Annotated in this window: 16 protein-coding genes, 2 tRNA genes and 1 pseudogene; 4 read left to right on the forward strand and 15 right to left on the reverse strand. The window is 65.2% G+C overall.

Going from position 1 to position 24,691, the window contains the following annotated elements; translation table 11 throughout:
* Positions 1–122: 122 nt before the first annotated feature.
* The 5 genes from NFI08_RS00940 to dapA form a co-directional block, all read right to left on the reverse strand.
* Complete coding sequence (locus NFI08_RS00940; RefSeq protein WP_349586529.1) at positions 123–4,151, reverse strand: beta strand repeat-containing protein; 4,029 nt, start codon at positions 4,149–4,151, stop codon at positions 123–125.
* Positions 4,152–4,909: 758 nt separating this feature from the next.
* Positions 4,910–5,623 (reverse strand): phosphoribosylaminoimidazolesuccinocarboxamide synthase, encoded by a 714-nt coding sequence (gene purC / locus NFI08_RS00945; protein ID WP_045992003.1) that lies wholly within the window; start codon positions 5,621–5,623, stop codon positions 4,910–4,912.
* 56 nt (positions 5,624–5,679) lie between these two features.
* A complete protein-coding gene (locus NFI08_RS00950) occupies positions 5,680–6,477 on the reverse strand; it encodes an MBL fold metallo-hydrolase (RefSeq protein WP_349586532.1) in 798 nt (265 codons plus the stop codon).
* Positions 6,477–7,442, reverse strand: a complete 966-nt coding sequence (locus NFI08_RS00955) for a lipoprotein-34 (protein WP_349586535.1) — start codon at positions 7,440–7,442, stop codon at positions 6,477–6,479. The genes NFI08_RS00950 and NFI08_RS00955 overlap by 1 nt, the downstream gene beginning before the upstream one ends.
* 60 nt (positions 7,443–7,502) lie before the next feature.
* Positions 7,503–8,387 carry a 4-hydroxy-tetrahydrodipicolinate synthase gene (gene dapA, locus NFI08_RS00960; RefSeq protein WP_045992000.1) on the reverse strand — a complete coding sequence of 295 codons (885 nt, stop codon included), beginning with the start codon at positions 8,385–8,387 and terminating at the stop codon, positions 7,503–7,505.
* A 213-nt stretch (positions 8,388–8,600) separates the two neighbouring features.
* On the opposite strand from dapA, the gene NFI08_RS00965 reads away from it, so the two are divergent.
* On the forward strand, positions 8,601–9,077 hold the full coding sequence (locus tag NFI08_RS00965) for a peroxiredoxin (RefSeq protein ID WP_108449973.1): 477 nt from the start codon (positions 8,601–8,603) through the stop codon (positions 9,075–9,077).
* 94 nt (positions 9,078–9,171) lie between these two features.
* Here NFI08_RS00965 and NFI08_RS00970 read toward each other — a convergent pair whose 3' ends face one another.
* Together NFI08_RS00970 and NFI08_RS00975 are read right to left on the reverse strand one after the other, a co-directional pair.
* Complete coding sequence (locus NFI08_RS00970) at positions 9,172–10,293, reverse strand: AI-2E family transporter (protein ID WP_349586540.1); 1,122 nt, start codon at positions 10,291–10,293, stop codon at positions 9,172–9,174.
* Positions 10,290–10,532 carry a sulfurtransferase TusA family protein gene (locus NFI08_RS00975; protein WP_045991997.1) on the reverse strand — a complete coding sequence of 81 codons (243 nt, stop codon included), beginning with the start codon at positions 10,530–10,532 and terminating at the stop codon, positions 10,290–10,292. The genes NFI08_RS00970 and NFI08_RS00975 overlap by 4 nt, the downstream gene beginning before the upstream one ends.
* Before the next feature lie 147 nt (positions 10,533–10,679).
* Here NFI08_RS00975 and NFI08_RS00980 point away from each other — a divergent pair, with 147 nt between their 5' ends.
* Positions 10,680–12,242: a M48 family metalloprotease gene (locus NFI08_RS00980; protein ID WP_349586544.1), complete on the forward strand. Its 1,563-nt coding sequence runs from the start codon at positions 10,680–10,682 to the stop codon at positions 12,240–12,242.
* Between the two features lie 189 nt (positions 12,243–12,431).
* On the opposite strand, the gene nadA is transcribed toward NFI08_RS00980, so the two are convergent.
* The 7 genes and pseudogenes from nadA to radD form a co-directional block, all read right to left on the reverse strand.
* A complete protein-coding gene (gene nadA, locus NFI08_RS00985; protein WP_349586547.1) occupies positions 12,432–13,460 on the reverse strand; it encodes a quinolinate synthase NadA in 1,029 nt (342 codons plus the stop codon).
* A 473-nt stretch (positions 13,461–13,933) separates the two neighbouring features.
* Positions 13,934–14,009, reverse strand: a tRNA-Lys gene (locus tag NFI08_RS00990).
* Between the two features lie 41 nt (positions 14,010–14,050).
* Positions 14,051–14,126: transfer RNA gene (locus NFI08_RS00995), tRNA-Lys, on the reverse strand.
* A gap of 69 nt (positions 14,127–14,195) precedes the next feature.
* Positions 14,196–15,065, reverse strand: coding sequence for a 23S rRNA pseudouridine(2605) synthase RluB (gene rluB, locus NFI08_RS01000; protein WP_045991996.1), 870 nt, complete (start codon positions 15,063–15,065; stop codon positions 14,196–14,198).
* The gene (gene scpB / locus NFI08_RS01005) at positions 15,062–16,024 is read right to left on the reverse strand and encodes an SMC-Scp complex subunit ScpB (protein WP_349586552.1); all 963 of its coding nucleotides are present in this window, start codon (positions 16,022–16,024) and stop codon (positions 15,062–15,064) included. Before scpB ends, rluB begins: the two co-directional genes overlap by 4 nt.
* A gap of 170 nt (positions 16,025–16,194) precedes the next feature.
* A pseudogene (locus NFI08_RS01010) lies at positions 16,195–17,115 on the reverse strand (segregation and condensation protein A); the annotation flags it as partial.
* Between the two features lie 259 nt (positions 17,116–17,374).
* Entirely contained in the window at positions 17,375–19,216 is a 1,842-nt protein-coding gene (gene radD / locus NFI08_RS01015; protein WP_349586554.1) for a DNA repair helicase RadD, read from the reverse strand.
* A gap of 228 nt (positions 19,217–19,444) precedes the next feature.
* On the opposite strand from radD, the gene NFI08_RS01020 reads away from it, so the two are divergent.
* Positions 19,445–20,566, forward strand: coding sequence for an efflux RND transporter periplasmic adaptor subunit (locus NFI08_RS01020; RefSeq protein WP_045991992.1), 1,122 nt, complete (start codon positions 19,445–19,447; stop codon positions 20,564–20,566).
* A gap of 3 nt (positions 20,567–20,569) precedes the next feature.
* On the forward strand, positions 20,570–23,641 hold the full coding sequence (locus tag NFI08_RS01025) for an efflux RND transporter permease subunit (RefSeq protein ID WP_349586558.1): 3,072 nt from the start codon (positions 20,570–20,572) through the stop codon (positions 23,639–23,641).
* 90 nt (positions 23,642–23,731) lie between these two features.
* Here the strand turns inward: NFI08_RS01025 and NFI08_RS01030 are convergent, their stop codons facing one another.
* Positions 23,732–24,535, reverse strand: a complete 804-nt coding sequence (locus NFI08_RS01030; RefSeq protein WP_349586561.1) for a crotonase/enoyl-CoA hydratase family protein — start codon at positions 24,533–24,535, stop codon at positions 23,732–23,734.
* Positions 24,536–24,691 lie beyond the last annotated feature (156 nt).

Here is a 24,691-nt window from a genome sequence, read left to right on the forward strand (position 1 = left end):
TCCCTGCCGTTAAGCACCACGTCGCGGTCACCCACGCCACAGTGACACTGGCGTGGTGTGATGAAGCGGAAAGGTGCTGTTCACGATGCTTCGGTAAAACATCCGTCGACGCCTATGCCGAGTTAGCGGAAGGCACCCGTCATCCCCAGTCCCGCCGTCACTCCAGCTCGGGAACCAGCGACACCGCCGGCGATACTCCAGCGGCCGTTGTCCGCGGTCCGCCTGAGGTTGACCCCCACCGCACTCTCGCCATCGTGGTAGCCGCTTCCCACGTAGTAGGTAAACTTGCCGGCCAGATAGGGCGCATCCCCCATGGCCACGGCTGCGGCGATACCCGCACTGGCGTCACGCTCGACGTCATCGATCTTGTCGTCGAGGTGGTCGTAGGCCCGACTGAACTTGCGATCCAGAGCGCTGAGCTGACCCACATTGGCTGCGTCGTACTCGCTGGTCCCGGGTGCCACGTTGTGCAGCTGGGTTGGCCCCTCACCGTTGCCGAAGGTCAGGTTGGCGTAGTCGATGCTGCCGTCTTCGTGGCGGTCATAGTTGGCCGCCCCCTGCTGCACCGCCTCGAGCTGGCGTACGTTGACCGCGTCGGTGGCCTCGGTGCCACCGGCCACGTTGGTGATCTGGCGCTCGCCACCGGCACTGCCCACCGACAGCGCCCCCTGATTCGATGCCACCGCCGTGTTCGAGAAAGCCTCGTTCTGGCCATTCATGCCCTCGCGGTCGGCCACCGAGCCGCTGCCCAGGGCGACGCCGCCTTCGGCACCATCCTCGACCCGGGCACCGCCACCGATCGCCACCCCCTCATCCGTGGCGACGCTGGCCGCCGGCCCCGAGGTAGCGATATCGGTATAGATGCCGCCGCCACCGCTGCCGCCACTGCCCAGGCTGTCGACCTTCTGACTGAGATCCCAGAGCTGTCCACCGGTGACAGCGTCGCTGCTGCCCTGCTGGATGTCCCCGTCGGCCAGGTTGGTGATGGTGGTGCCCCCTGAGCCGCCAAGGGTGATCGAACCGTGCTCGGAGTTTGGGTCGTAGCCCACCGCACCATCGGCCAGGCTGGCGTACTGGCCTTCCAGGCCATCCACGCGGCTATCCAGTCCATCGACCCGCTCGGTGACGCTACCCAACCCCGTCTCCAGGTTGTCGACCCGTTCGCCTACGCCCTCCACCGCCTGGCCAGTGGCGTAGAGCTGGCTGCCGTTGACCGCATCAGTACTGTCGGCACTCACTCGCCCCGCCGCCAGATGGGTCAGGGTGCGCTCCTGCCCCTGGCTACCGATGCCCACCGTCGCCACCGGCGTACCGCCGGCGAAGACGTAGTCCTGCCCCAATAGCGTCATGCCGCCGGTTGCCACCGCCTCATCCGCCACCGAGTTGCTGCCAAGGGCGACGCTGGAGGCACCCAGCGACATAGCGCCCGCACCCAACGCCAGCGACAGCTGTCCCTGGGCCTGGCTCTCGGTACCGATGGCGATGGTATCTTCCAGGAAGCTGTGGCTGTGCTGGCCGAGGGCGATACCACCAGGCGCGGTCATCTCGACCTCGGCACCGTCGCCGATCCCCAGGCCATGATCGCCGTTGACGACGGTCGCCGGGCCCACTGCGATGCTTTCATCACCGACCGCCAGGGAATCGGCGGCATTGGTCGAGTTGGCGTGGAAGTACTTGTTACCGTCCCCCACCGTGAGCGTGCCCATGGCCCCCTGCAACTGACGCAGGGTCACCGCGTCATGCGCTTCGATACCATCTGCCACCTTAGTGATCTGGCGGTAGGCGCCATCGTTGCCCACCGACACCGCCCCCAGCAGCGTCTTGTCGCTGGTGTTGTAGCTGATGGTGGTACTACCGGCGGCGATGGAGCCGCTGTCCGCCACCACCGTGCGCGAGACCTCCGACCCTGCCCCCAGCGCCACGCCACCGGCTACACTACTGTTGGCAGCGTTGCCGATGGCCACGCTGTTGGCCGCCGAGGCCGTACTCTGTGGCCCCATGGACAGGCTTTCCGCGCCGCTGGCCGTGGCCCCTGCCGCACTGGAGTTCGCCTGGTAGTAGGTGGAATCCTCGGCGAGCGCATCGAGACGAGTGGTATTGCTGCCGACCGAGGTGGTCAGGTTGGTGATGGCGGTACCGTTGTCCGTCACGCCTTGTGACAGATTGGTGATGGCGGTGGTGTTGTCGGCCACGTCACCTGACAGATTGGTCAGGGTGCTGGTGGTGTCCGCCATCACCGTGGTCAGGTCGCTGATGGCGGTGGTGTTACCGGTGACTTTCTGGTTGGTGGCGAACAGCTGGCCGCCATTGACCGCTTCCTGGCTGTCCTCGGCCAGGCTGCCGTCGGCCAGGTTGGCGATGGTGGTGCCCTCCTCGTCCAGCACGATCGTGCCGCTGTCGAAGGTGCCATCGCCGTTGTCCTTGAAGGTCACCGCCCCTTGCTGCAGGGAGCTGACGCCACCTTGCAGGCCGGCGATATCACTGGTGTTGGTGGCGATGGCGCTGGTATTGGTGCTGATGGCGGTGGTGTTGCCCGCGATGCTGGTGGTATTGGTGGTGACGTTGTCGCTGTTGCTGGTGACCCGGGTGTCCAATGCACCGATATCGGTCCTGGCCAGGTCCACCGCCTGGTTGGTGGCGTGCAACTGACTGCCGTTGACCGCATCGGTGCTGGTGGCGGAAAGCCGTCCCGCCGCCACATGGGTGATCGTGCGCTCGACGCTGGCCACGGCGTTGCCTTCGCTGTCCGTGGTGGCCGCCGCGCCGAGGCTCAGGGTACCGCTAGGGGTCGCGCCGGCGAAGCTGTAGTCCTTGCCTGCGATGCTAGCCTGGGTGGTGGCCACCACGGTCTCGGTGGCGGCATGGCTGCCCAGCGCCACGCTGTCGGCCACGCTGGCACTGGCGCCGCTACCGATGGCGATACCCTGGGCCGCGCTGACCGCGGCGTCATTGCCAAGCGCCAGGCCGCCGGCCGCGGTCACGCTGCTGGAGTTGCCCAGCACATAGCTGCCGTCGGCGCCGCTGTCGATACGGCTGCCGCTACCGAAGACGCCGCTGAGCTCCGCCTTGATGGTGTTGTCGTTGCCGACCGAGTAGGACTGATCGCCGGACACCTCGGAAGGATCGCCAAAGGCGCCACTGAAGTCCCCGCTGACGGTATTGCCGTAGCCCAGGCTGATGGACTGCGTGCCGCTGGCCTTGGCCGCCGAGCCGATGGCGATACTGTCGATCCCTTTACTCTGGCTTTCATGCCCCAGCGCCAGGGCACCATCCTGGGTGGCGGCGCTGCCTTCCCCCAAGGCCAGGGTATCCTTGGCGCTGGCGCTGGCAAGCGACCCCAGCGCTACGCTGTTCTCCCCGGAGGCGACAGTGTCCACGCCCAGGGCGGTGCCCAGCTTGCCACTGGCGTTGCTGCCTTCGCCCAGGGCGATGGCCTGCTCGCCGCTGGCACTGGATTCGCCCCCCAGAGCGATGGTGCCGATCCCGGTGGCCTGGGCACCCTTGACGGTATTGCTGCCGATAGCGATGGAGCCGGCACCGGAAGCGGTGGTGGAATTGGCCACGCTCAAGGTGCCGCCGGCAGCGCTGCCGGCGCCATCGGTGGTGCCGTCGCTGGCGCCGCCGATGGCCACCGCGTTGACCCCCTTGGCGTTGGAGCCAAAACCTAGGGCGGTGGCGCCCATGGCATCGGCCACGGTGTCGAGGCCCACCGCACTGGCATAGCGGGCGGTCGCCGAGGCCTTGAAGCCCAAGGCGAGGGCGCCATCACCGTTGACCTTGGAAAAGGCACCAAAGGCGGTCACCGCATAGTTCGCCGCTCCCCCCTGATTGGCATTGCAGCCCGACGCCAGGGTATAGTTACCGGTACCATCCGTTGCTTGCTGGGTAACGCGGTTGGTCGGCCCGCGCCCCACATAGGCGTCATTGGCCTGGCTCGCACCGACACACGACTCGTTGGTACTGATCGTACTGGCCTGCGCCGTGGTCGCGGCGCCCAGCCAGGCGATCAGCCCCAGGCTCGATACCAGAGCGCCGCCGGTCAGCATCCGGCCGGCCCCACCGACCGCCTGCGCCAGTGGGTGACGCCTCGCCATTGGCAGCACGCTGCGGCCCTCCCCGGTACTACGTTGGTTCCTGATATTCCCTGCCATGTCCCGCCTCCTTGGCTGAAACTATCGCCATTCGCGCCAACAGATGGCCGCCTCGGTGGCTATCAGGACCTTGCCGACAGTGAAGAGACAGCCGTGCGACGCGATGCGATCTATCGATTGGCTCCCTCAGAGCCAGCTATCGCTATCCACCGAGACAGTACTCCTGTGTAACTATTGGTAACAAGCAGGAGTGACAGATATAAAAGCACAGTTTGTATTTCAACTATTCTTTGCTGTTACGACGTTTTTAATCGATATAAGGCAACATGTAGATGCCAGTCACTATTAAATATTCCGGTTCCCCCGCTACAACACGGGAAACATATAAGGATTATAAACACCCAATACATATTCATCATGAGGACGGAGGTTATTCTCTATCCGGCATTGAAGGAGATATCTGGCCTATATACAGGACAGAAGGACAGGAGGGACGTAAAGTGAAGCGGGTTACGGCATAAAAAAATCAGAGCAACGACCAGATATGAACGTTATGTCACTTACCCTATTACCACGACATTCTGAAAAAATTCGCTTCCCTAAACGCCAGGTCGCGAAGAAAGAAAGGACGTTTTTCGTTACTCGGAATTCGATGACCTGCACCGAATTCGACACCTTTTCTCACCCCCCTTACGCAGATCGCCCGGGCCAGGCCCGGGCGATCCTCTACATGCTTTCGGTGTTATCACCACTTGCACCACCGTCGTTGCATCATGCCCTTGCGGCAGTCAGCGCAGACCAGTGACGGCAAGCGGCTGTCAGCTGAAATCGATGCCGATACGACGGCCGACTTCCTCATAGGACTCGATGACGCTGCCCAGCCCCTGGCGGAAGCGATCCTTGTCGAGCTTTTCGCGGGTCTTGGCGTCCCACAGACGGCAGCCGTCCGGTGAGAATTCGTCACCCAGCACGATCTTGCCGTGGAATACGCCGAACTCGAGCTTGTAGTCCACCAGCAGCATGCCGCCGTCGGCAAACAGCTGCTTGAGCACCTCGTTGACCTTGAAGGTCAGCGCCTTCATCTCGGCCAACTGCTCGGCGCTGGCCCAACCGAAGCTTTCGGCCAGGGACTCGTTGACCATGGGATCGTGGAGCTCGTCGTTTTTCAGAAACAGCTCAAAGGTCGGCGGTGTCAGCGGCTCGCCTTCCTTGACGCCGAGACGCTTGACCAGACTTCCGGCGGCGATGTTGCGCACCACGCACTCCACCGGGATCATGTCGAGCTTCTTGACCACACACTCGGTGGGCGACAGCAGCTCTTCCACGTGGGTGGGGATGCCGGCCTCTTCCAGCTTGGCCATGATGAAGGCATTGAAGCGGTTGTTGACCATGCCCTTGCGCTCGAGCGACTCCATGCGGCGTCCGTCGAAGGCGCTGGTGTCGTCACGGAAGTGCAGGATCAGACGATCCGGGTCATCGGTGGCATAGACCGACTTGGCCTTGCCGGCATAGAGTTCTTCGCGCTTTTCCATGGGTGCCTCCACAGGCAAATCAAAAAAAGGGGTTCAAGCAGGACCAGGGTCCTGAATCAGTGAATCGCTTGCCAATCCAGGCCGTCATCCTGGGCAGCCACGGTCAGGCGGGGCTCGTCGCCATCCAGCAGAGGCGTCAATGCCTCCAGAGCGAGTTCGGGGCGGTTATTATGCTCCGACAGGTGGGAGCAGACGATACGCTGCAGCCGATCCAGCCCCAGTTCGGTCAACAGCGCCGCAGCCTGGCCATTGGCCAGGTGCCCCCAACGTCCGCCGACACGGCGCTTGAGACTGGGCGGATAGGGGCCTTCAGCCAGCATGCGCACGTCATGATTGCACTCGAGCACGAGGGCATCGCAGCCACGGAAGGCCTGGCGCACGTGTTCACTGGGGTGGCCCAGGTCGGTCAGCAGCCCCAGCTTCCTGTCACCTGCGGCGATACGAAACTGCACCGGCTCTCGGGCGTCATGGGGCACCGTGATGGCGTCGACGTCGAGTCCCTTGATGGCAAAACGCGACTGAGGGGTGATCCAGTGGGTCCGGGGCAGCCGGCCGAGCTTGCCGGACAGCCAGGTGCCCGGGGTCAGATGTACCGGCAGGTCATAGCGACGGGCCAGGGGTCCGATGCCACGCACATGGTCGCCATGCTCGTGGGTGACCAGCAAGGCATCGAGCTGACGCGGATGGACACCCAGCCGCGCCAGCCGGCGTTCTGCTTCCTTGAGACCGAAACCGCAGTCCACCAGCAACATCGACTCGCCGTCGCTGACCAGGGTGGCGTTGCCCTTGCTTCCGCTACCCAGGGAGGCGAAACGCAAGCCTCCCCGGGAACCTTTGGCATGCCCGACGCTCATCAGCGCAGCAAGCCCTCCATGCGCTGCAGCAGCTCACGCTGATCATCGCCGGAAAGCGGCTCGTCGTCGGCGCTACGTGCCTCCATCAGGGTTTCCTGGCCCTGGGGCGACAACCTGAGTTCAATGCGCTGCATCGACTCAAGCAGGTCCATCGAGGTCAAGGAGTCGATAAAGCCGCGGGTACGCTCGCTCTCGGTGATGTAGTCGATCACGAAGCGCTTGCCGCTTTCATCCACGGAGACCAGCTCGCGGCGATCTTCCATCTCGAAGTTGTTCTCGAGCTGGAAGGCGAGCTCGGCGTAGGCCCGCTCGATGTCGAAGGGCATCACCATCACCCAGTCATCGCCGCGAGGCTCGAAGCGAACGCTGTCGGCTTCGGCCGTCTGCTGGGCCGACGCCGAGGCGATGCTGGCCGAGGCGCTACGCGCTTCAAAGTGACGCTGCAGGGAGTTCAGGCACAGCCGGTTGAGCTGGCCCGCGGTATCACAGCGCACCTCACTGGTGCCCGACCGTAGGCCCTGGCGCAGTACCAGGCTGGCGTCGGAGGTCTCGATGACACCGCTGGCGCTGTCGCTGCGGGTGATCTCCAGCCCGCGCTGTTCGACGAAGCGCTCGAGCTCCGGCCACACCACCGCGGGCGCGGCCCCTACCACCAGCCAGCGATCGGCGTCGGTCTCGCGCACCGCCACGTCACCGGCGGCCACCGCGGTGCTGGCAGACAGCGTCTGTGGCAAAGGCGCGGCGAAGTCCCCCTCGCGGGCGTAGAAGTCGCCGCGAGCCTGAGGCACCGGCATGATATCGCGATAGCGGCTCTGGTCGCGGCTGCCGGGGAGGGTCAGCGGAGCCGCCTGACGGGCGCCCGCGTAATCCTCGTTGCGATCGTGATAGTGACCGTCCTTGGCACAGCCGGCCAGGGTCAGGGCCGCGATCATCGCCAGCGGCAGTCCTTTAAGCGCAGAATTCATGCATCCACCTTGATTGAAAATTGGGTCCACGACATCACGACCGGAGGCACGGTTCAGGCGTCAGTCCTCGATCAGTCCTGCCAGCTGCAGGGCTTCGCTGATGGTGGAGTGATACTTCTCGCTCAGCCAGGTCAACGGCAGGCGGATGCCGGGCTCGATGATACCCATGCGGTTGAGCGCCCACTTGACGGGGATAGGATTGGCCTCGATGCCCAGGTTGGTATGCAGGGGCAGAAGCCGGGTGTTGATCTGGTGAGCCTTGTCGCTTTCGCCGGCCACGGCGGCGGCGCACAACTCGTGCATGGCCTTCGGCGCCACATTGGCGGTCACCGAGATATCGCCATGCCCCCCCATCAGCATGAAGTCGCAGGCGGTGGCGTCATCGCCGGAGTAGAGCATGAAGTCGCTGCCCTTGAGGCGTTCGATCAGGTCCTCGGCGCGCTCCAGGTTGCCGGTGGCATCCTTGAGGCCGATGATGTTGTCGACCTCGGCCAGACGCAGCACGGTCTCGTTGTAGATGTCCGAACAGGTGCGTCCCGGCACGTTGTACAGGATCACCGGCAGATCACTGGTCTCGGCGATCACCTTGAAATGCTGATACAAACCTTCCTGGGTCGGCTTGTTGTAGTAAGGCGCCACGGTCAGGCAGTAGTCGGCCCCCACTTCCTTGGCGTAGCGGGTCAGCTCCACCGCCTCGGTGGTGTTGTTGGAGCCGGTGCCGGCGATGACGGGAATGCGGCCATTGACCTCTTCGACCACGCTGCGAATCACGTCGAAGTGCTCGGCGAAGGTCATGGTGGTGGGCTCACCGGTGGTACCCGCCGCCACGATGGCGTCTGTGCCATTGTCGAGGTGGAAATTCACCAGTTTGCGCAACACTTCCCAGTCGATATCGCCGTTGGCCTTCATCGGTGTCGCCAAGGCGACAATACTGCCCGTGATCATCCTCGTTGTTCCTCTGTTGTCTGCCCTCCCGCGACCCTGACGATGGCGGTCGGGGTGAACGAATGTGGCCAAGGGGGTCGCGACCCGGGGAAGCGAGGTCGTGACCAGAGCACAAATGGTACTCAGGCGGCCATATCCTGTACAGCCGCGTCTTTACATGAAGAGCGTCATTGCGTGTAATCGGACGCCTATTTTTGCGATTCTGGAGCCACCATGACAGTGTCCATCGGCGAGCCGGTACCCGACTTCAGCGCCAGCGCCACCGGCGACAACACCATCACCCTGTCGCAACTGCGCGGTCGCCAGGTGGTGATCTACTTCTACCCCAAGGCCAGCACCCCCGGTTGTACCACCGAGGGCGGCGACTTTCGTGACCACAAGGCAGACTTCGACGATGCCAACACTGTGGTCATCGGCGTCTCCCGTGACGGCATCCGTGCCCAGGAAAACTTCAAGGCCAAGCAGGGCTTCAATTTCGAGCTGATATCAGACAAGGACGAAGCCGTGTGTGGCCTGTTCGACGTCATCAAGCTCAAGAAGCTCTACGGCAAGGAGCACCTGGGTATCGAGCGCAGCACCTTCCTGATCGACAGCGAAGGTCGCCTGGCCAGGGAATGGCGCAAGGTCAAGGTCAAGGGCCACGTGGAAGAAGTGCTGGAAGCCGCCCGCGAACTGCACGCCCAGTCCTGACACGCCGGCCTACGGATGCAAGCCTCGTCCTCCCCGGCAAAGGACGAATGCCCGGCCATTGGCCGGGCATTGTGTTTCGCCTCGAGAGCAGGGCTCAACCGTCGGTACCGGTCCCCGTACCTGCATCAGAGTGGGGCGGCAACCTTGCCATGCTGCGCTCCTTGATCCCGCGAGGCCAGGCATAGACCAGCGCCTTCAACAGGGTCGCCAGCGGGATCGCGAAGAACACCCCCCAGAAACCCCAGACGCCGCCGAAGAACAGCACCGCCAGGATGATCGACACCGGGTGCAGATTGACCGCCTCGGAGAACAGCACCGGCACCAGCACGTTGCCGTCCAGCGCCTGGATCACGCCGTAGGCGACGATCACATAGAGAAACTGGTCCCCCAGTCCAAAGTGAAAGCCCGCTACCGCCGCCACCGGCAGTGTCGCCACCGCGGCGCCGATGTAGGGCACCAGCACCGAAAAACCCACCAGTACCGCCAACAGCGCCGAATAGGGAAGGCCAAAGAAGGCGAAGATGAAGAAGGTCACGCTACCGACGATAACGATCTCGGTGGCCTTGCCGCGCACATAGTTGGCGATCTGGCAGTCCATCTCCTTCCACACCCGGGTCATCAGGTCGCGCTTGGCCGGCAGCAGGGACACGGTAAAGCCCACCAGACGGTCACGGTCCTTGAGCATGAACAGCACCAGGATCGGCACCAGCACCAGGTAGATGAGCAGTCCCAGCACATTGCCGAGCGACGCCAGCGACAGCGTCAGCGCACGCTGGCTCAATTGGGTCGCCTCGCGGCTGAGCACAGCGATCCAGTCCTGGACCAGGTCAGGAGTGATCAGCTGGGGGTAGCTCATCTGCAGGTCGTCCAGCATCTGCTGGCCGGCAGCAAACATCCGCGGCGCTTCCTGGATCAGGCTGGCGAGCTGGTTCCAGATCAACGGCAGCAGGATCAGCGCCAACGCCAGCAGCACCCCGACAAAGGCCAGAAAGACCGTCATGACCGCCACCAGGTGTGGCACCTTGCGTCGCGTCAGGGCGTTGACCGCGCCCTGCAGCAGAAAGGCCACCACCAGCGCGGTGAGAAAGGGCGCCAGCATCTGGCCGAGCCAGATCACCACCGCCAGCCCCACCACCAGCAACACCAGCAGCAGCACCGCCTCTTCATCGGAGAAGTAGTGATCGACCCAGCCGCGAAATACGCTACGCAGACTCATGCATCACCCGCCTTGCGCAACCAGTAGACATAGACCTTGTCGCGTTCTTCGCGCCCTTCCAGCACGTGGGCGCTGTGCTCGGCAAAGCTTTCAAAGTCTCGCCAGGAACCGGCGTCGGTGGCCCTGACCTCCAGCACCTGCCCAGGCGACAGGCGCGACAGCGCCTGCTTGGCCTTGAGCAGCGGCAGCGGACACGGAAGTCCGCACGCATCTAGCACATCGTCAGGTTGCACTGCCATGATCTCTCCCGAGAGAATGCGATATCGGATCGCTGCACATCGCAGCGCCGTTGCCCCGAGGGGCGAGCCCTTGCGATTTAAAGGCACTTTTCCGGCTGAATCAATGTCCCAAGGCAACCCCCTCCAACGCTATCGACGAGGATTTCGATGCCCAAGCGCACGCTGTTTGCCGTCACCGCTCGCCCCGCGCGGGCACGCCGTCAGGCATTGCCTTGGCATCGCGGCCGCTGGCGCCCGATGCCGGCCCTGGCCCTGGCGTCGACGCTTGCGTTGAGCCTGAACGCCACCACGGCACAGGCCCAGTATCTGGACCAGGGCACCCTGCTCGATCAGCCGAGGGAGCTGAACCTGCCATCGCTGATGTCCACCGGCAGCAACGCCATCAGCGGCGAGGAAACCCGCCTTGGACGTGCCTGGCTACGCCAGTTTCGCGCCCACGTGCCGGAATGGCGCGACCCCCTGGCCCAGCACTATGTGGAGACACTGGTCGGCCGTCTGGTGCCCTACAGCGACCTGGGAGGCATCAACACCACCATCACCCTGGTCGACAACAAGACCTTGAACGCCTTCGCCGTCCCCGGCGGCGTGGTCGGCGTCAACACCGGGCTGTTCGCCTTTGCCGACCAGGAAGCCGAGGTGGCCTCGGTGCTGGCCCACGAGCTCGGCCACCTGTCACAACGCCACTATGCCCGTAGCAAGGCCCGCGCCGAGCAGACTCAGGTGCCGGCCATGGCCACCATGCTGGCGGGCCTGATCCTGGCCGCCAGTGGCGCCGGTGACGCCGGCATCGCGGCCCTGGCCGGCAGCCAGGCGGCGATGATCCAGGACCAGCTGCGCTACTCGCGTCGCTACGAGGAAGAGGCCGACCGCATCGGCCTGCAGGCCATGGCCAGCGCCGGCTACGAACCCCAGGCGATGGTCGACATGTTTCGCTCCATGCAACGCCTGATGAGCCTCCAGGGCGGCACTCCGCCGGAATTCCTGCTGACCCACCCGATCACCGAATCACGCATCAGCGACACCCAGGCCAGGGTCAACCAGACCCGGGTGACGGGCTCGGCACCGGATGAACTGCAGTACCAGTTCATCCGTGCCCGGGCACTGCTGGCGATCCACGAGCGTGCGCCCAGCCAGGCGATGACGGTGATGCGCCAGGACCAGGCGCCGGCGGACGCCCAGCGCTATCTGCAGGCGCTGATCGACGCCCGGGCCGGCCAGACCGGCTCGGCACTGAATACGCTCGACGGCCTGGCACGGGCACACCCGGATACCGCCCTGCTGCCCGCCAGCGCCGTCCAGGTGGCACTGGAGGGCGGGCGCGTCGACGAGGCCATCGAGCGTGCCCGGCGTCAGTTGCGCCTGATGCCAGGCTACCCACCGACCAGCCAGCTGCTGGGCGAGGCGCTCTTGCAGCGCGACCCCGACGCGGCCTACCGGGAACTCCACGCACTGGCCCAGCGCCGTCCCGAGGACCCCACCGTGTTCGGGCTACTGGCGGAAGCCGCCGGGCGCAGTGGCCGCGAAGCCTGGGGCCATCTGGCCAGAGCCGAGCAGCTGCAGTTGACCGGTGAGATCGATCGCGCCATTCGCCAGCTGGAAGTCGCCGAGGCGATGGCCGAGCGCGAAGGCGACCTCAACGCCAGGTCAAGCATTCAGCGTCGTCGAGACGCCTTCCTCGACTACCGCCGGACCATGGAGAAATTCCGCTGAGCAGGAAGCTCCGCTGAACCCGACAGCGACGGACGCGGCGACGACACCGTGCTCAGGCGACGCAGCGCTCAGGCCCGCCAGCCCACAGACGACTCGGCCCATGAACAAAAGCGCCCACGAGACTCTCTCGTGGGCGTGGGCTCGTGGGCGTGGGCGCGGGGTGTCACCAGAAAAAAGTAACGGCTGGCCTCAGGCCTGAAACTCCAGCATACGCGTCAGCGGCTTCAGCGCCTGGGTCCGCAGGGCGTCGCTGACCTGGATTTCACCGCTGCCCTCTCGCAGCGCGGCGGCCAGATTGTCCAGGGCATTCATCGCCATCCACGGGCAGTGGGCGCAGCTTCGACAGGTCGCGCCATTGCCCGCCGTCGGGGCCTCGAACAGGGTCTTGTCGGGCACCGCCTGCTGCATCTTGAAGAAGATGCCGCGATCGGTGGCGACGATCAGCTGCTCGTTGGGCAGCTCCTTGGCCGCCTTGATCAACTGGGAGGTGGAACCCGCGACGTCGGCCAGACTGACCACCGCTTCGGGCGACTCCGGGTGCACCAGTACGGCAGCGTCCGGATAGACCGACTTGAGGTCCTCGACCCCCTTGGCCTTGAACTCCTCGTGGACGATGCAAGCGCCGTCCCACAGCAGCATGTCGGCGCCGGTCTGCTTCTGGATGTAGCCGCCCAGGTGCTTGTCCGGGGCCCACAGGATCTTCTCGCCCCTGGCCTTGAGGTGCTCGATGACGTCCACCGCGATGGAGGAGGTAACGACCCAGTCGGCACGCGCCTTGACCGCCGCCGAGGTGTTGGCATAGACCACCACGGTGCGATCCGGATGGGCGTCGCAGAAGGCCGCGAACTCGTCCTCCGGGCAACCCACGTCCAGCGAGCAGGTGGCCTCCAGAGTCGGCATCAGCACGCGCTTTTCCGGTGACAGGATCTTGGCGGTCTCGCCCATGAAGCGCACGCCGGCGACCACCAGCGTATCGGCCTCGTGGCGTGCACCGAAGCGCGCCATCTCCAGCGAATCGGCGACACAGCCGCCGGTCTCTTCGGCCAGCTGCTGGATAGCGTCATCGGTGTAGTAGTGCGCCACCAGTACGGCATTGTGAGCCTTGAGCAGGCGCTTGATCTCATCGACGCGCGCAGCGTCTTCCGAGGGAATACGGGTAGGGCAGTACGGGCGCGCGAGATGCTCTCTGATCTCGGCGCGAGAAGTCATGATCGTCATCGTGTCTACCACTGTGATCGACAGGGGATCCCCCTGTTGATGGGACAGTGCCGCGAACGCTCCGTTCGGCGACACGCCAGGAGAACCCTCGAGCGTGGAGCCCGGCGCCGGAAGCGCCAGCTGCGACTCCTGATGCGGCGCTGGAAAGGCGTCACTGCCGCTCCAGACCCGCTGCCGGTGGTTCTCTCCCTCGCCCATGCGTCTATCGCAGCGGCGAGTCACTTGACAGTTTAACGCAGGCGGACGGTTATGCCGAGTCTCCACGCATGGCATCGGCGCAAGATTGCGCCTGCGGCATACCTGTTCTCGATTCCCTGTCGACACGATGGCATCGGCTCGGCGCGGCGTACTCGCGTCGCTTGAGGAACGGCCTGTTCAGGCTGACAGCGCCGTCGTGGCTGCGGCGGCGACTCCAGCCACAGACTGCGCAAACGAAAAACGGCCCCCGCTGCAAGCAGCGAGGGCCGTGAATCTGGTGGGTCGTGTAGGATTCGAACCTACGACCAATTGGTTAAAAGCCAACTGCTCTACCAACTGAGCTAACGACCCGATCATGACAGGACATCGTCCTGACCATGCACAGGTTCGGATGGTGGGTCGTGTAGGATTCGAACCTACGACCAATTGGTTAAAAGCCAACTGCTCTACCAACTGAGCTAACGACCCTTCCGAACGGGTGCAGATATTACGGACATGCCCCTTTCGACGCAAGTGTTTTTTTCGATTACCGTATCTTTAGCGCTTCTTGTCGCCGCGATCCGGCTTGCCGCCACGCTTCATCGTGTGCACCGGGCGACGCTTGTTCTTGTCGCGGCTCCAGCGATTCTTCTCGTCCGGCGTCAACTCAGGCACCTTGCGCGATTCGAGTCCCGCCAGTCCGGCCAGGTCGTCGACCTCGTCCTGGGAAAGCTCGGTCCACTCGCCGGCCTTGGCCCGCTTGTCGAGGAAGATGTTGCCGTAGCGGACCCGCTTGAGGCGACTGACGGTCAGCCCCTGGGACTCCCACAGACGCCTGACCTCGCGGTTACGGCCTTCCATGATGACCACGTGGAACCAGGTGTTGATGCCCTCGCCACCGAACTCCTGGACGTCGCTGAAGCGTGCCGGGCCATCCTCGAGCATCACGCCTTCGACCATGGCCACCACGTGCTCGCGCTTGACCTCCCCCATCACTCGCACCGCGTATTCGCGCTCGATCTCGGTGGAAGGATGCATCAGCCGATTGGCCAGCTCGCCGTCGGTGGTGAACAGCAACAGCCCGCTGGTGTTGATGTCCAGGCGGCCAATCGCGATCCAGCGCTCGCCCTTGAGGCGCGGCAGGCGGTCGAATACCGTACGCCGCCCCTCTGGATCCTTGCGCGTGCACAGCTCGCCCTCGGGCTTGTTGTACATGATCACCCGCCTTGGCACCTCGTCGGCGGCGCGCAGGGTGATCGGTCGGTCATCGAAACTGACCCGGTCACGGGCCTCCACTCGGTCGCCCAGGGTCGCCACGCTGCCGTTGACCTTGACCCGGCCATCGGCGATGGCGGCCTCCATCTCCCGGCGGGATCCCAGGCCGGCACGCGCCAGCACCTTCTGCAGTTTTTCGCTGGTGGTCGTCATTCGTCGTTCTCACTCTCTGTGGGTTCCACCCCCGAGGCAGCGTCATCGTCGACGCGGCCCCGGGCGCGTTCGGACAGCCTGGCTTCCAGATCGGCAAAGCTCAGGCGAGCCCGTTCGGACGCCGTCCCGGCGTGCTCGTCGTCGGCCGTCCCGGCCGTCGGTTCATTGACGTCGGGCGCTTGGCCCGCCGTCGTCTCGGCTTCCTCGCGGGAAGCCGTCATTTCATCCTGATCGGGCGATGATGCCTCGCCTTCCTCGGTCTCGCCTCTTTCGGTTGCAGCTTCAGCGCTTCCATCTTCAGCGGGTTCACCCTCGGCAGTTTCACCCTCGGCGGTCTCATCATCATCGTCCAGCGGCTCGTCGGCCTGGGCCAGCAGCGCCGAGGGCGGAGGCGGTGGCTCGTCCTCGGTGTCGAACTGCTCGAACTGCTTGAGCTCGTGCATCGGTGGAAGTTCGTCGAGGGTCTTGAGCCCGAAATCGTCGAGAAAGCCACGGGTGGTGGCGAACACCGCCGGTCGTCCAGGCACGTCTCGGTGCCCGACCACGCGAATCCAGCCACGATCGAGCAGGGTGCGCATGATCGAGCCGCTCACCGTGACCCCGCGGACCTCCTCGATATCGCCTCGGGTCACCGGCTGACGATAGGCGATCAGCGCCAGCGTCTCCAGCAGCGCCCGGGAATAGCGCTGGGGGCGTTCATCCCACAACCGGGCGACCCAGTTGGCCAGCCGCGGGCGAATGCGCAGCTGGTACCCGGAGGCGGTCTCGATCAGCTCCATGGCGCCTCTGAGGTGACGCTCGGATAATCGCTCCAGCGCTTCCTTGAGCGCCCGTCGCGGCGGGCGCTCGTGTTCATCGAACAGCTGTTCGAGGCGGTCCAGCGCCAGCGGTTGGCCGGCGGCCAGCAGCGCCGCCTCGACGATGTCGTCCAACGCATCGGGCGTCTCCATCACGCTCATGCGGGCTCATCTCCCTGTGTCTTGTCAACCGACTGACCGATACGCCTATCCTGTTCACCGGCATCATCGAAGGCGCTGTCGTCGCCCGCCTCGTCGTCAACAGCGCTGTCCTCGGCGGCACTATCATCCAAGGCATCATCAAAGGCATCACCGAAGGTATCGCCGAAGGTTTCGTCGTCGAAGGTTTCGTCGTCGAAGGTTTCGTCGTCGAAGGCGCTCTCGCCCTCGTCCTCGAGCCCTTCGTACGGATCTTCGTCGCCGTCCTCGGCCAACCGCGCCCTGACGTGGATCGGTGACATCGGCGCATTCTGGACGATCTCGATCATCGCCTCCTTGGCCAGTTCCAGGATCGCCATGAAGGTCACCACCACCCCGGCCCTGCCCTCTTCAAGCGAGAACAGCGCCTCGAAGGGGGTGTAGTGCTCATGGGTCAGGCGCTTCATGATCGCCAGCATGCGCTCCCGGGTCGACAGTACTTCACTTTCGATCTGGTGGGCCTGGTTGAGTTCGGCCCGGCGCAGAATGCCGGCCAGTGCGCCAAGCAATTCATCGAGCTCGACGTCCGGGTGGATGACCCGGGCCTCCACCGGGGGCAGCGCCGCCCGGGCAGGAAACCAGTCACGTCCAACCCGGGGCAACTCCGCCAGGGCCTCGGCGGCGAGCTTGAGCCGCTCGTACTCCTGCAGGCGGCGAATCAGCTCGGCGCGGGGGTCTTCGTCCTCGTCACCGTCCTCGCTCCTGGGCGGGCGCGGCAGCAGGGTGCGCGACTTGATCTCGGCCAGCATCGCCGCCATCAGCAGGTACTCGCCGGCCAGTTCGATTTCCATGGCCTTCATCAGTTCCACGTACTCGATGTACTGGTGGGTGATGGCGGCCACATTGATCGACAGGATATCCAGATTCTGCCGGCGAATCAGATAGAGCAGCAGGTCAAGCGGTCCCTCGAAGGTCTCGAGAAAGACCCTGAGCGCCTCCGGGGGAATGTACAGATCCTCGGGCAGCTCGGTGATCGGCTCATCGAACAGGCGTCCCAGCACCTGGGCGTGGGCTTCGACCTCGGCGTGAGGGGCCGCACCGGCCTGGGCCTGCAAATCGCCCTCGGTGTCAGGCCGAGTCGCTGCACCTTCCTCGTCAGTCCCACCCTGGGGTTGTTGTGTCGTCGGCGAGTCGCTCACGCGTGGGGGACCTGGGTTGCCATGGTAGTGGTTACGATGAACAAGGGAGGATGCGGCCGCTTGGACCGAGGCGCCACCAATCCCCCAGTCTATCAAGCTCCGCGCGATCTGGCTAAATCAGCGAGGCCCGGTCGGTGCTTCAGTCGGCACTTCAGGCGGCACTTCAGGCGGCGCTTCAGTCGGCGCTGTCGGCGGTGCGATAGCGGCCGCGATAGTCGAACAGCTTTTCACGCACCTGCCAGTGACGCCCCACCTTGCGCCCGACCACGAAATCCGGGGCCCTGAGTCTTTGCTGCTCGCGACATACCTGATCGGGTGACGTCGGCGACCAGGGCACACCGGGCGCCCGGGCGTGATCACGCAGAAACACTGCCTCGAAGGCCCGCCGCTGGGCGGGCGTCTCCAGTGCGAACCACTCGGCCAGGGTGGCGCCGTCCTCATCATGGTAGGTGACCTTGAGCCGCGGCAGCCCCCGCCCATTGACGGTGGACTCGAGCAGCATGCCGCTGACCCGCAGCACCCTGGCGTCCTTGAGCTTCAAGGCCTCGCGCAGCTTGTCATCGGCGTCCACCAGCAGCGTCTGGCAACCCTGGCAGCGTCGGGCGGCGATATCGTTCTCGGCGCCACAGTCGCCGCAGGTCTTGAAGCGAAAACGAAAGTCGCACTGGCGCGCCCCTGGCTCGGCGGCGGCCAGCGCCCTGCCTTCGGCGTCGACCAGGCCCTGGCAGCGACGGCCGAAGTGTTCGATCACCAGCTCGCCGTCGCGCTTGCCCCAGAACAGGTTGGCGTGGCCACACAGCGGACAGGGCACCTGCACCGGCTCGCTGTCGCTGTCCGGCCGCGGACTGCCCACCTCCGGCGCATACAGGTCCCAGGGATTGCCGGCGTAGTCGAGGATCAGACAGTCGCGCTTGCCGGGCGAGAGCCTGAGCCCCCGCCCGACGATCTGCTGGTACAGGCCGACGGACTCGGTGGGCCTGAGGATCGCGATCAGGTCCACATGGGGCGCATCGAAACCGGTGGTCAGCACCGAGACGTTGACCAGGTACTTTAGCCGTTTCGCCTTGAAGTCCTCGATCAGCCGGGTGCGCTCGTCGCTGTCGGTATCGCCGGTGATCAGTGCCGAGGCCTGTGCCGGCAGATAGCCGAGGATCTCCTCGGCGTGGGCCACGCTTGCCGCAAACAGCATGACCCCCTCGCGCTGCCGCGCCCGCTCGATCACCTCGGCGATGATGCCCGGCGTGGCCCGGTGCCCGGCCACCACGCGATTGAGCTCTTCCTCGCGATATAGCCCGCCGGTTCCCGGCGCCAGTTGCGAGAAGTCGTAGCGGGCCACCGCCGCATCCACCTTGAGCGGGCTTGCCAGGTAGCCCTGGCGCACCATCAGCCGCAGCGGCTGCTCGAACACGCAGTCGCCAAAGAAGCTGTCCGCGTCACCGCGCACCATGCCGTGGTGGTGGCGGTGGTAGATGAAGCCCTGGCCCAGTCGATAGGGCGTCGCGGTCAATCCCAGCACCTTGAGTGAGGGATTGCGAGAACGCAGATGGTCGATGACCCGCCGATAGGAGGAGTCCGCGTCGAGCGATACCCGGTGGCACTCATCGATCACCAGCAGGGTGAAGGGGCCATGGGCGTTCTGCTCGTCACTTACCGCGTCCAGGTGGCGAACCACCGACTGCACCGAGCCGAACACCACCTGGCGGGCGCTCTCCTTGCGCCCGAGTCCGGCGCTGAAGATGTCCGCCTCGAGGCCATAGGCCAGGTACTTGGCATGATTCTGCTCGACCAGCTCACGCACGTGGGCCAGCACCAGCACCCGCCCCCGGGCCAGGCGGGCCAGTTCGGCGATGACCAGGGACTTGCCGCTGCCGGTGGGCAACACCACCACCGCGGGCTCATCGGACTGACGAAAGTGACCAATGACGCGTTTCACCGCCTCACGCTGATAGGGCCGCAGTTCTGGCCTGACGGAGGCGGGAGGCGACGATGGCGGGAGCCGGGACTCGGTCTGGGGCATGACGACGCCTTTACTCTGCAGGGTTCGGCAAATATTGATCCAGGGCACATCAGCGTGCACTCGGCGCCAGTAGCATAGGCGCCTGCGCGTCGAACCGACGCACTCTACGCCAAGCGCTCGATGCTCCACAACAGGGCCGGACCCTCCCCACCCTCCGGGTAGCCCTGGGGCACCGGCCTCGGCGAGTCACGCCGCACGTCAAGCGGCTCCGTCTTCAAGGACTCAGCCATGTCGCTTCGCCAACTCTGTCAGATGGCCTCCCTGCTCGTCTTTGCCGGTCTGCCCCTGCTGCAGGGCTGCTCCGAGGGAGATCCGCCCTTGGCCAAGCAGGTCACCCGCCCGGTCAAGCTGCTCACCCTGGACGAGATGGGCAATCGCTCCCTGACTCGCTACCCCGGCGTGGTCGAGGCCTCCGAACGCACCGACCTGGCCTTTCGCATCGGCGGGGAACTCAAGGAGCTGAACATCCAGGCCGGCCAGGCGGTCACCAGTGGCGAGCGTATCGCCCTGCTCGACGACCGCGACGCCCGCAACGCCTTGTCCAACGCCCAGTCAAGCTACGACCTGGCGCTGGCGACCTACCGCCGCATGCAGATATCGCTGGAAAAAGGTGCCATCAGCCGCGCCGCCTTCGATGAAGCCCGGGCGGCCTTCCTGTCGGCCCAGGCCCAGTTCGACCTGGCCAAGGACCAGCTCGGCTACACCGAGCTGAAGGCGCCCTTCGACGGCGTCATCGCCAGCGTGCCGGTGGACAATTTCCAGGTGGTGGCCCCCCAGCAGACCATCGCAGTGCTGCAGCAGCCCGGCAATATCGACGTGACCTTCGACCTGCCCGAACAGCAGATCCGCCAGCTCGATCTGGAACGCGTGCGTGCCGCCCTCGAGAAGGCCGACAGCGTCGCCTGGGTGCGCTTCGGCGATGACGAGCGTCGTTTCCCCGCGCGCTACAAGGAGCACGATACCCGCGCCTCCAGCGGCACCCTCAGCTACACCGTCACCCTGACCCTGCCGACGCCGGACGACGTCTACGTGCTGGCCGGCATGAGCGCCGTGGTATCGATGGACCTCAACGCCCTGACCGGCGAAAGCGACGGCCTGTGGCGGGTGCCGCTGGGCACCGTGGTCACGCTAGAGGACGACCCCGAGGCCACGGTGGTGTGGCGCTATATCGCCGACGACGAAGCCTCGGGCAAGGTGGAAGCGGTACCGGTACAGGTCCGCACCGCCAGCGACGACGGCATCTTCATCGCCGGCGATCTGGCGGCCGGCGACCGACTGGTCGGCGCCGGCGCCCATCTGATGCGCCAAGGTCTTCGCGTCACCGCCTGGACCCAGGAAGAGGGGCTCTAGGTCATGGTCGGCTATTTTCTGCGCAACAAGACCATCAGCTGGATGGTCACGATCCTGTTGTCGGTGGGCGGTATCGTCTCCTTTCTCGGCCTGGGGCAGCTGGAGTTTCCCGACTTCACCATCCGCATGGCGCTGGTCAGCACCGCCTACCCCGGCGCCAACCCGCAGCAGGTCGAGGAAGAGGTGACACTGCGCCTGGAAAAGGCGATCCAGGAGATTCCCAACCTCAAGCGGGTCAGCTCGGTGAACAGCGCCGGGCTCTCCCAGATCACCGTGGAGCTCGACACCGACGTCCAGGGCACTGCCCTGCCCCAGTACTGGGACCTGCTTCGGCGCAAGATCGGCGACGCCCAGGCGGGGCTGCCCCCCGGCACCTCGGAGTCGCTGGTGGTGGACGACTTCAGCGACGTCTACGGTCTGCTGTTCAATCTATCCGGCGATGACTACAGCCTCTACGACTTGAAGAATCAGGCCGACTTCCTGCAGCGCGAACTGCGCCTGATCGAGGGCGTCAAGAAGGTGGTGATCGCCGGTGATCGCCCGGAGCAGGTGACCATCTCGCTCAACCGCGAGCGCATGCAGGCTCTGAACATTCCCCCGGATGCACTGATCGGCCTGCTCAACGCCCAGAACGCGGTAGCCGACGCCGGCAGCGTGCGTCGACACGGCAAGATCATCTCGCTGCAGCCCAGCGGTGAATTCAGAAGCGTCGAGGCGCTGGAGGACCTGATCGTCGGTCGCCCCGGCGCCAACCCGGTGCACCTGGGCGACATCGCCACGGTGACGCGCGCGCTCACCGACCGTCCCGGCCAGCTCTACCATGCCGACGGCAAGCCGGCGATCTCGCTTGGCCTGTCGTTCGTGTCCGGGGTCAACGTGGTCAAGGTCGGCGAGGCGGTGGACGCCCGCCTGGCCGAACTGGAATCCCGCCTGCCGCTGGGCATGCAGCTGACCCCGGTCTACCACCAGCCCCAGGTGGTCAAGGAGGCGGTGTCCGGCTTCGTCATCAACCTGATGGAGTCGGTGGGCATCGTCATCGTGGTGCTGCTGGTGTTCATGGGCCTGCGCTCCGGCCTTCTGATGGGGCTGATCCTGTCGATCACCATCCTCGGCACCCTGATGCTGATGGCCGCCCACGGCCTGCAGTTGCAGAAGGTCTCGTTGGGGGCCCTGATCATTGCCCTGGGCATGCTGGTGGACAACGCCATCGTGGTCACCGAGGGCATGCTGATCGGCCTTGGCAAGGGCAAGAGCAAGCTCGAGGCGGCCAAGGAGGTGGCCGGCCAGAACTGGCTGCCGCTGCTCGGCGCCACCGCCATCGCCATCACCGCCTTCGCCCCCATCGGCCTGTCACCGGACGCCACCGGCGAACTGGTGGGCTCACTGTTCTGGGTGCTGTTCTATTCGCTGCTGCTGAGCTGGATCACCGCCCTGACGCTGACCCCCTTCTTCTTCGACATCTTCTTCAAGGATCGTGAGATCGGCGACGGCGACAGTCACGAGGATCCCTACAAGGGAGTGATCTTCCAGCTGTTCGGCTGGCTGGTCGACAAGGGCATTCGCTTTCGCTGGCTGACCATCGCGGTCTGCGTGGGCCTGCTGGTCGGCGCCTTCGCGCTGTCCTCCAACATCAAGAACGCCTTCTTCCCGGATTCCACCACACCGCTGTTCTTCGTCGACGTGTGGATGCCTGAGGGCACCGACATTCTCGAGAGCGAGCGGGTGGCCTCGCGCCTGGAGGCCCAGGTGGCGACGATGGACCAGGTCACCCACGTGACCAGCGTGATCGGCGGCGGCGCCCAGCGCTTCACCCTGACCTACTCGCCCGAGGACCGCTATCCGAGCTATAGCCAGTTGATCGTGGAGACCGAGGATCTCGATAGCAGGGCCAGGCGCATGGCCGAGATCATCACCCTGCTGCGCGATGACTACCCCGAGGCGCAGTACAAGGTCCAGGCGCTGCAGGTCGGCCCTTCGGCCAAGGCCAGCCTGGAAGCACGCCTCTACGGCCCGGACCCGGATACCCTGCGCAACCTCGCCACCGAGGTCAGCGAGGTGTTCCGCGCCGATCCCTTCGTCGACAGTATCCGCCTGTCCTGGGGCAATCGGGTCGAGGAACTGACGCCTGAGTTTCTCGAGCAGCAGGCGCGGCGCGTCGGCGTCACCCGCCAGGCGCTGCACCAGGCATTGCTGATCCACAACGACGGCCAGATGGCCGGCGTCTACCGCGAGGGCTCCGACCTGATCCCCATCGTGCTGCGCGATGAACGGCAAGAGCGCTACGGCCTCAACGACATCGCCAGCCTCAACGTCTGGAGCGCCGAGCAGCAGACCTACATCAGCGCCGGCAGTGTGCTGGGGCCGCTCGAGACCCAGCTGCATGATCCGCTGATCAAGCGTCGCGACCGTCAGCGCATGCTGGCGGTCTACGCCGAGCCGCTACCGCTGTCCGGCGAGACGGCGGCCAACATCCTTGCGCGGCTCAAGCCCCAGATCGAGGCCATCGATCTCCCCGAGGGCTACCACCTGGGCTGGGGCGGCGAGGACGAGACCTCGCGTGACGCCAAGAAGGCGCTGTTCAAGCTGTTGCCGCTGGGCATCCTCGGCATGTTCATCCTGACCATGCTGCTGTTCGGCAACCTGCGCCAGTCGCTGGCGATCTGGGCCATCGTGCCCTTGACCGTGATCGGTATCGTCGGCGGTCTTCTGACCTTCAACGCCCCCTTCACCTTCATGGCGCTGCTCGGCACCCTGAGCCTGGTCGGCATGGTGCTCAAGAACGCCATCGTGCTGGTCGAAGAGATCAAGATCCAGATGCCGCTGTACGAGGCGCCCTTCGATGCGGTGATGGCCGCCGCCATCAGCCGGGTACGGCCGGTATCCATGGCGGCGATCACCACCATGCTGGGCATGATCCCGCTGTTCGGCGACGCCTTCTTCGCCTCCATGGCGGTGGTCATCGTGTTCGGTCTGGGTGCGGCCACCTTGCTGACCCTGGTGATCCTGCCGGTGATCTACGCCACCCTGTTCCGCATCCATCCTCCGTCGCCAGTCGAGGGGCCTACCGGAACCTGACCCCTATCGGAAGGTGACTGCAAGACAAGGCCCTCGCGGGCGATACCCGCGAGGGCCTTGTCGTTGGCTTGCGGCATAGGCCGCCGGCGCTCAATCGAAGCGTGGTGGGCGCCCGTCCAGGCGTGCCCGGGTCGCTTCTCGCTGCTCGCGCCCGGCCAGCAGATTGCGCTGCAGCTCGGCCTCCATGGCCAAGCGTCCGCGCTCATCCAGACGTGGCGCCTCTCGCCACAGCCGACGCGCCGCGGCCACCGCCTTGGGCGAGCGCCGGGCCATGGACACGGCGAGCTCCAGCGCCGCCTCGCGCGGGTCCTCGTCCAGCCGCGAGGCGAGCCCCAGCACCATGGCCTCGTCGCCGGCCAGATGACGGCCGGTCAGCATCAGATCCTGAATCACGTCCTGGCGCAGCGCTGCAGCGGTGACGCTGACCGCCATGTCCGACATCAGCCCCCACTCGATCTCCGGCAGCGCCAGCGTCGCTTCCGGGTGGACGATACGCAGATCGGCACCCAGCGCCATCTGCAGGCCGGCGCCAAAGACGTGACCATGCAGCGCCGCGACCACCGGCGCCCCCAGGTCACGCCAGCCAAGCGCCAGGCGCTGGGCCGGATTGACCCCACTGGCGTCCGGCGTCAGCAGCCAGGCCACGCGCTCGGGGCTTGCCACCACCGAGGCCACGTCCAGTCCCGAGCAGAAGCTCTCGCCCTCGCCGGTAAGCACCACCGCGCGCAGGCCCACCCGTTCGCCCAGCCAGCGCTGGACCTCGAGCAGGGCGTCGATCATCGGCGGATCCATGGCGTTGTGGCGATCTGGCCGCTCGAGATGTACCCGTGCCACATGTTCGATCAGGGAGACGCTCAAGCGGTCATGAAAACTGCGCTGGGTGGATGAGGACATGGAAGCTCCGTCGATAAAGTGGCCGGTCAGGTGATCGATAAAGGGGCGAAACTGTGCAAGCGGGAACTTCAACTTGGCACCTGACGCCGCTCGATACAACACCTGACTTTGTCCCGGATACGACAACGCCGCCCGCGGGCGGCGTTGTCGCAGGTC

It is taken from the genome of Halomonas sp. EF61 (assembly GCF_040147045.1).
Taxonomy (GTDB): Bacteria; Pseudomonadota; Gammaproteobacteria; order Pseudomonadales; family Halomonadaceae; genus Halomonas; species Halomonas litopenaei.

Coding starts and splice junctions, on each gene's coding strand:
- NFI08_RS01030 (WP_349586561.1), bottom strand. CDS start 24,535: ATGTCCTCATCCACCCAGCGCAGTTTTCATGACCGCTTGAGCGTCTCC.
- NFI08_RS01020 (WP_045991992.1), top strand. CDS start 19,445: ATGTCGCTTCGCCAACTCTGTCAGATGGCCTCCCTGCTCGTCTTTGCC.
- scpB (WP_349586552.1), bottom strand. CDS start 16,024: ATGAGCGTGATGGAGACGCCCGATGCGTTGGACGACATCGTCGAGGCG.
- NFI08_RS00975 (WP_045991997.1), bottom strand. CDS start 10,532: ATGGCAGTGCAACCTGACGATGTGCTAGATGCGTGCGGACTTCCGTGT.
- NFI08_RS00980 (WP_349586544.1), top strand. CDS start 10,680: ATGCCCAAGCGCACGCTGTTTGCCGTCACCGCTCGCCCCGCGCGGGCA.
- NFI08_RS00955 (WP_349586535.1), bottom strand. CDS start 7,442: ATGAATTCTGCGCTTAAAGGACTGCCGCTGGCGATGATCGCGGCCCTG.
- rluB (WP_045991996.1), bottom strand. CDS start 15,065: ATGACGACCACCAGCGAAAAACTGCAGAAGGTGCTGGCGCGTGCCGGC.
- purC (WP_045992003.1), bottom strand. CDS start 5,623: ATGGAAAAGCGCGAAGAACTCTATGCCGGCAAGGCCAAGTCGGTCTAT.
- radD (WP_349586554.1), bottom strand. CDS start 19,216: ATGCCCCAGACCGAGTCCCGGCTCCCGCCATCGTCGCCTCCCGCCTCC.
- NFI08_RS00950 (WP_349586532.1), bottom strand. CDS start 6,477: ATGAGCGTCGGGCATGCCAAAGGTTCCCGGGGAGGCTTGCGTTTCGCC.
- dapA (WP_045992000.1), bottom strand. CDS start 8,387: ATGATCACGGGCAGTATTGTCGCCTTGGCGACACCGATGAAGGCCAAC.
- NFI08_RS00970 (WP_349586540.1), bottom strand. CDS start 10,293: ATGAGTCTGCGTAGCGTATTTCGCGGCTGGGTCGATCACTACTTCTCC.
- NFI08_RS00965 (WP_108449973.1), top strand. CDS start 8,601: ATGACAGTGTCCATCGGCGAGCCGGTACCCGACTTCAGCGCCAGCGCC.
- NFI08_RS00940 (WP_349586529.1), bottom strand. CDS start 4,151: ATGGCAGGGAATATCAGGAACCAACGTAGTACCGGGGAGGGCCGCAGC.
- nadA (WP_349586547.1), bottom strand. CDS start 13,460: ATGACGATCATGACTTCTCGCGCCGAGATCAGAGAGCATCTCGCGCGC.
- NFI08_RS01025 (WP_349586558.1), top strand. CDS start 20,570: ATGGTCGGCTATTTTCTGCGCAACAAGACCATCAGCTGGATGGTCACG.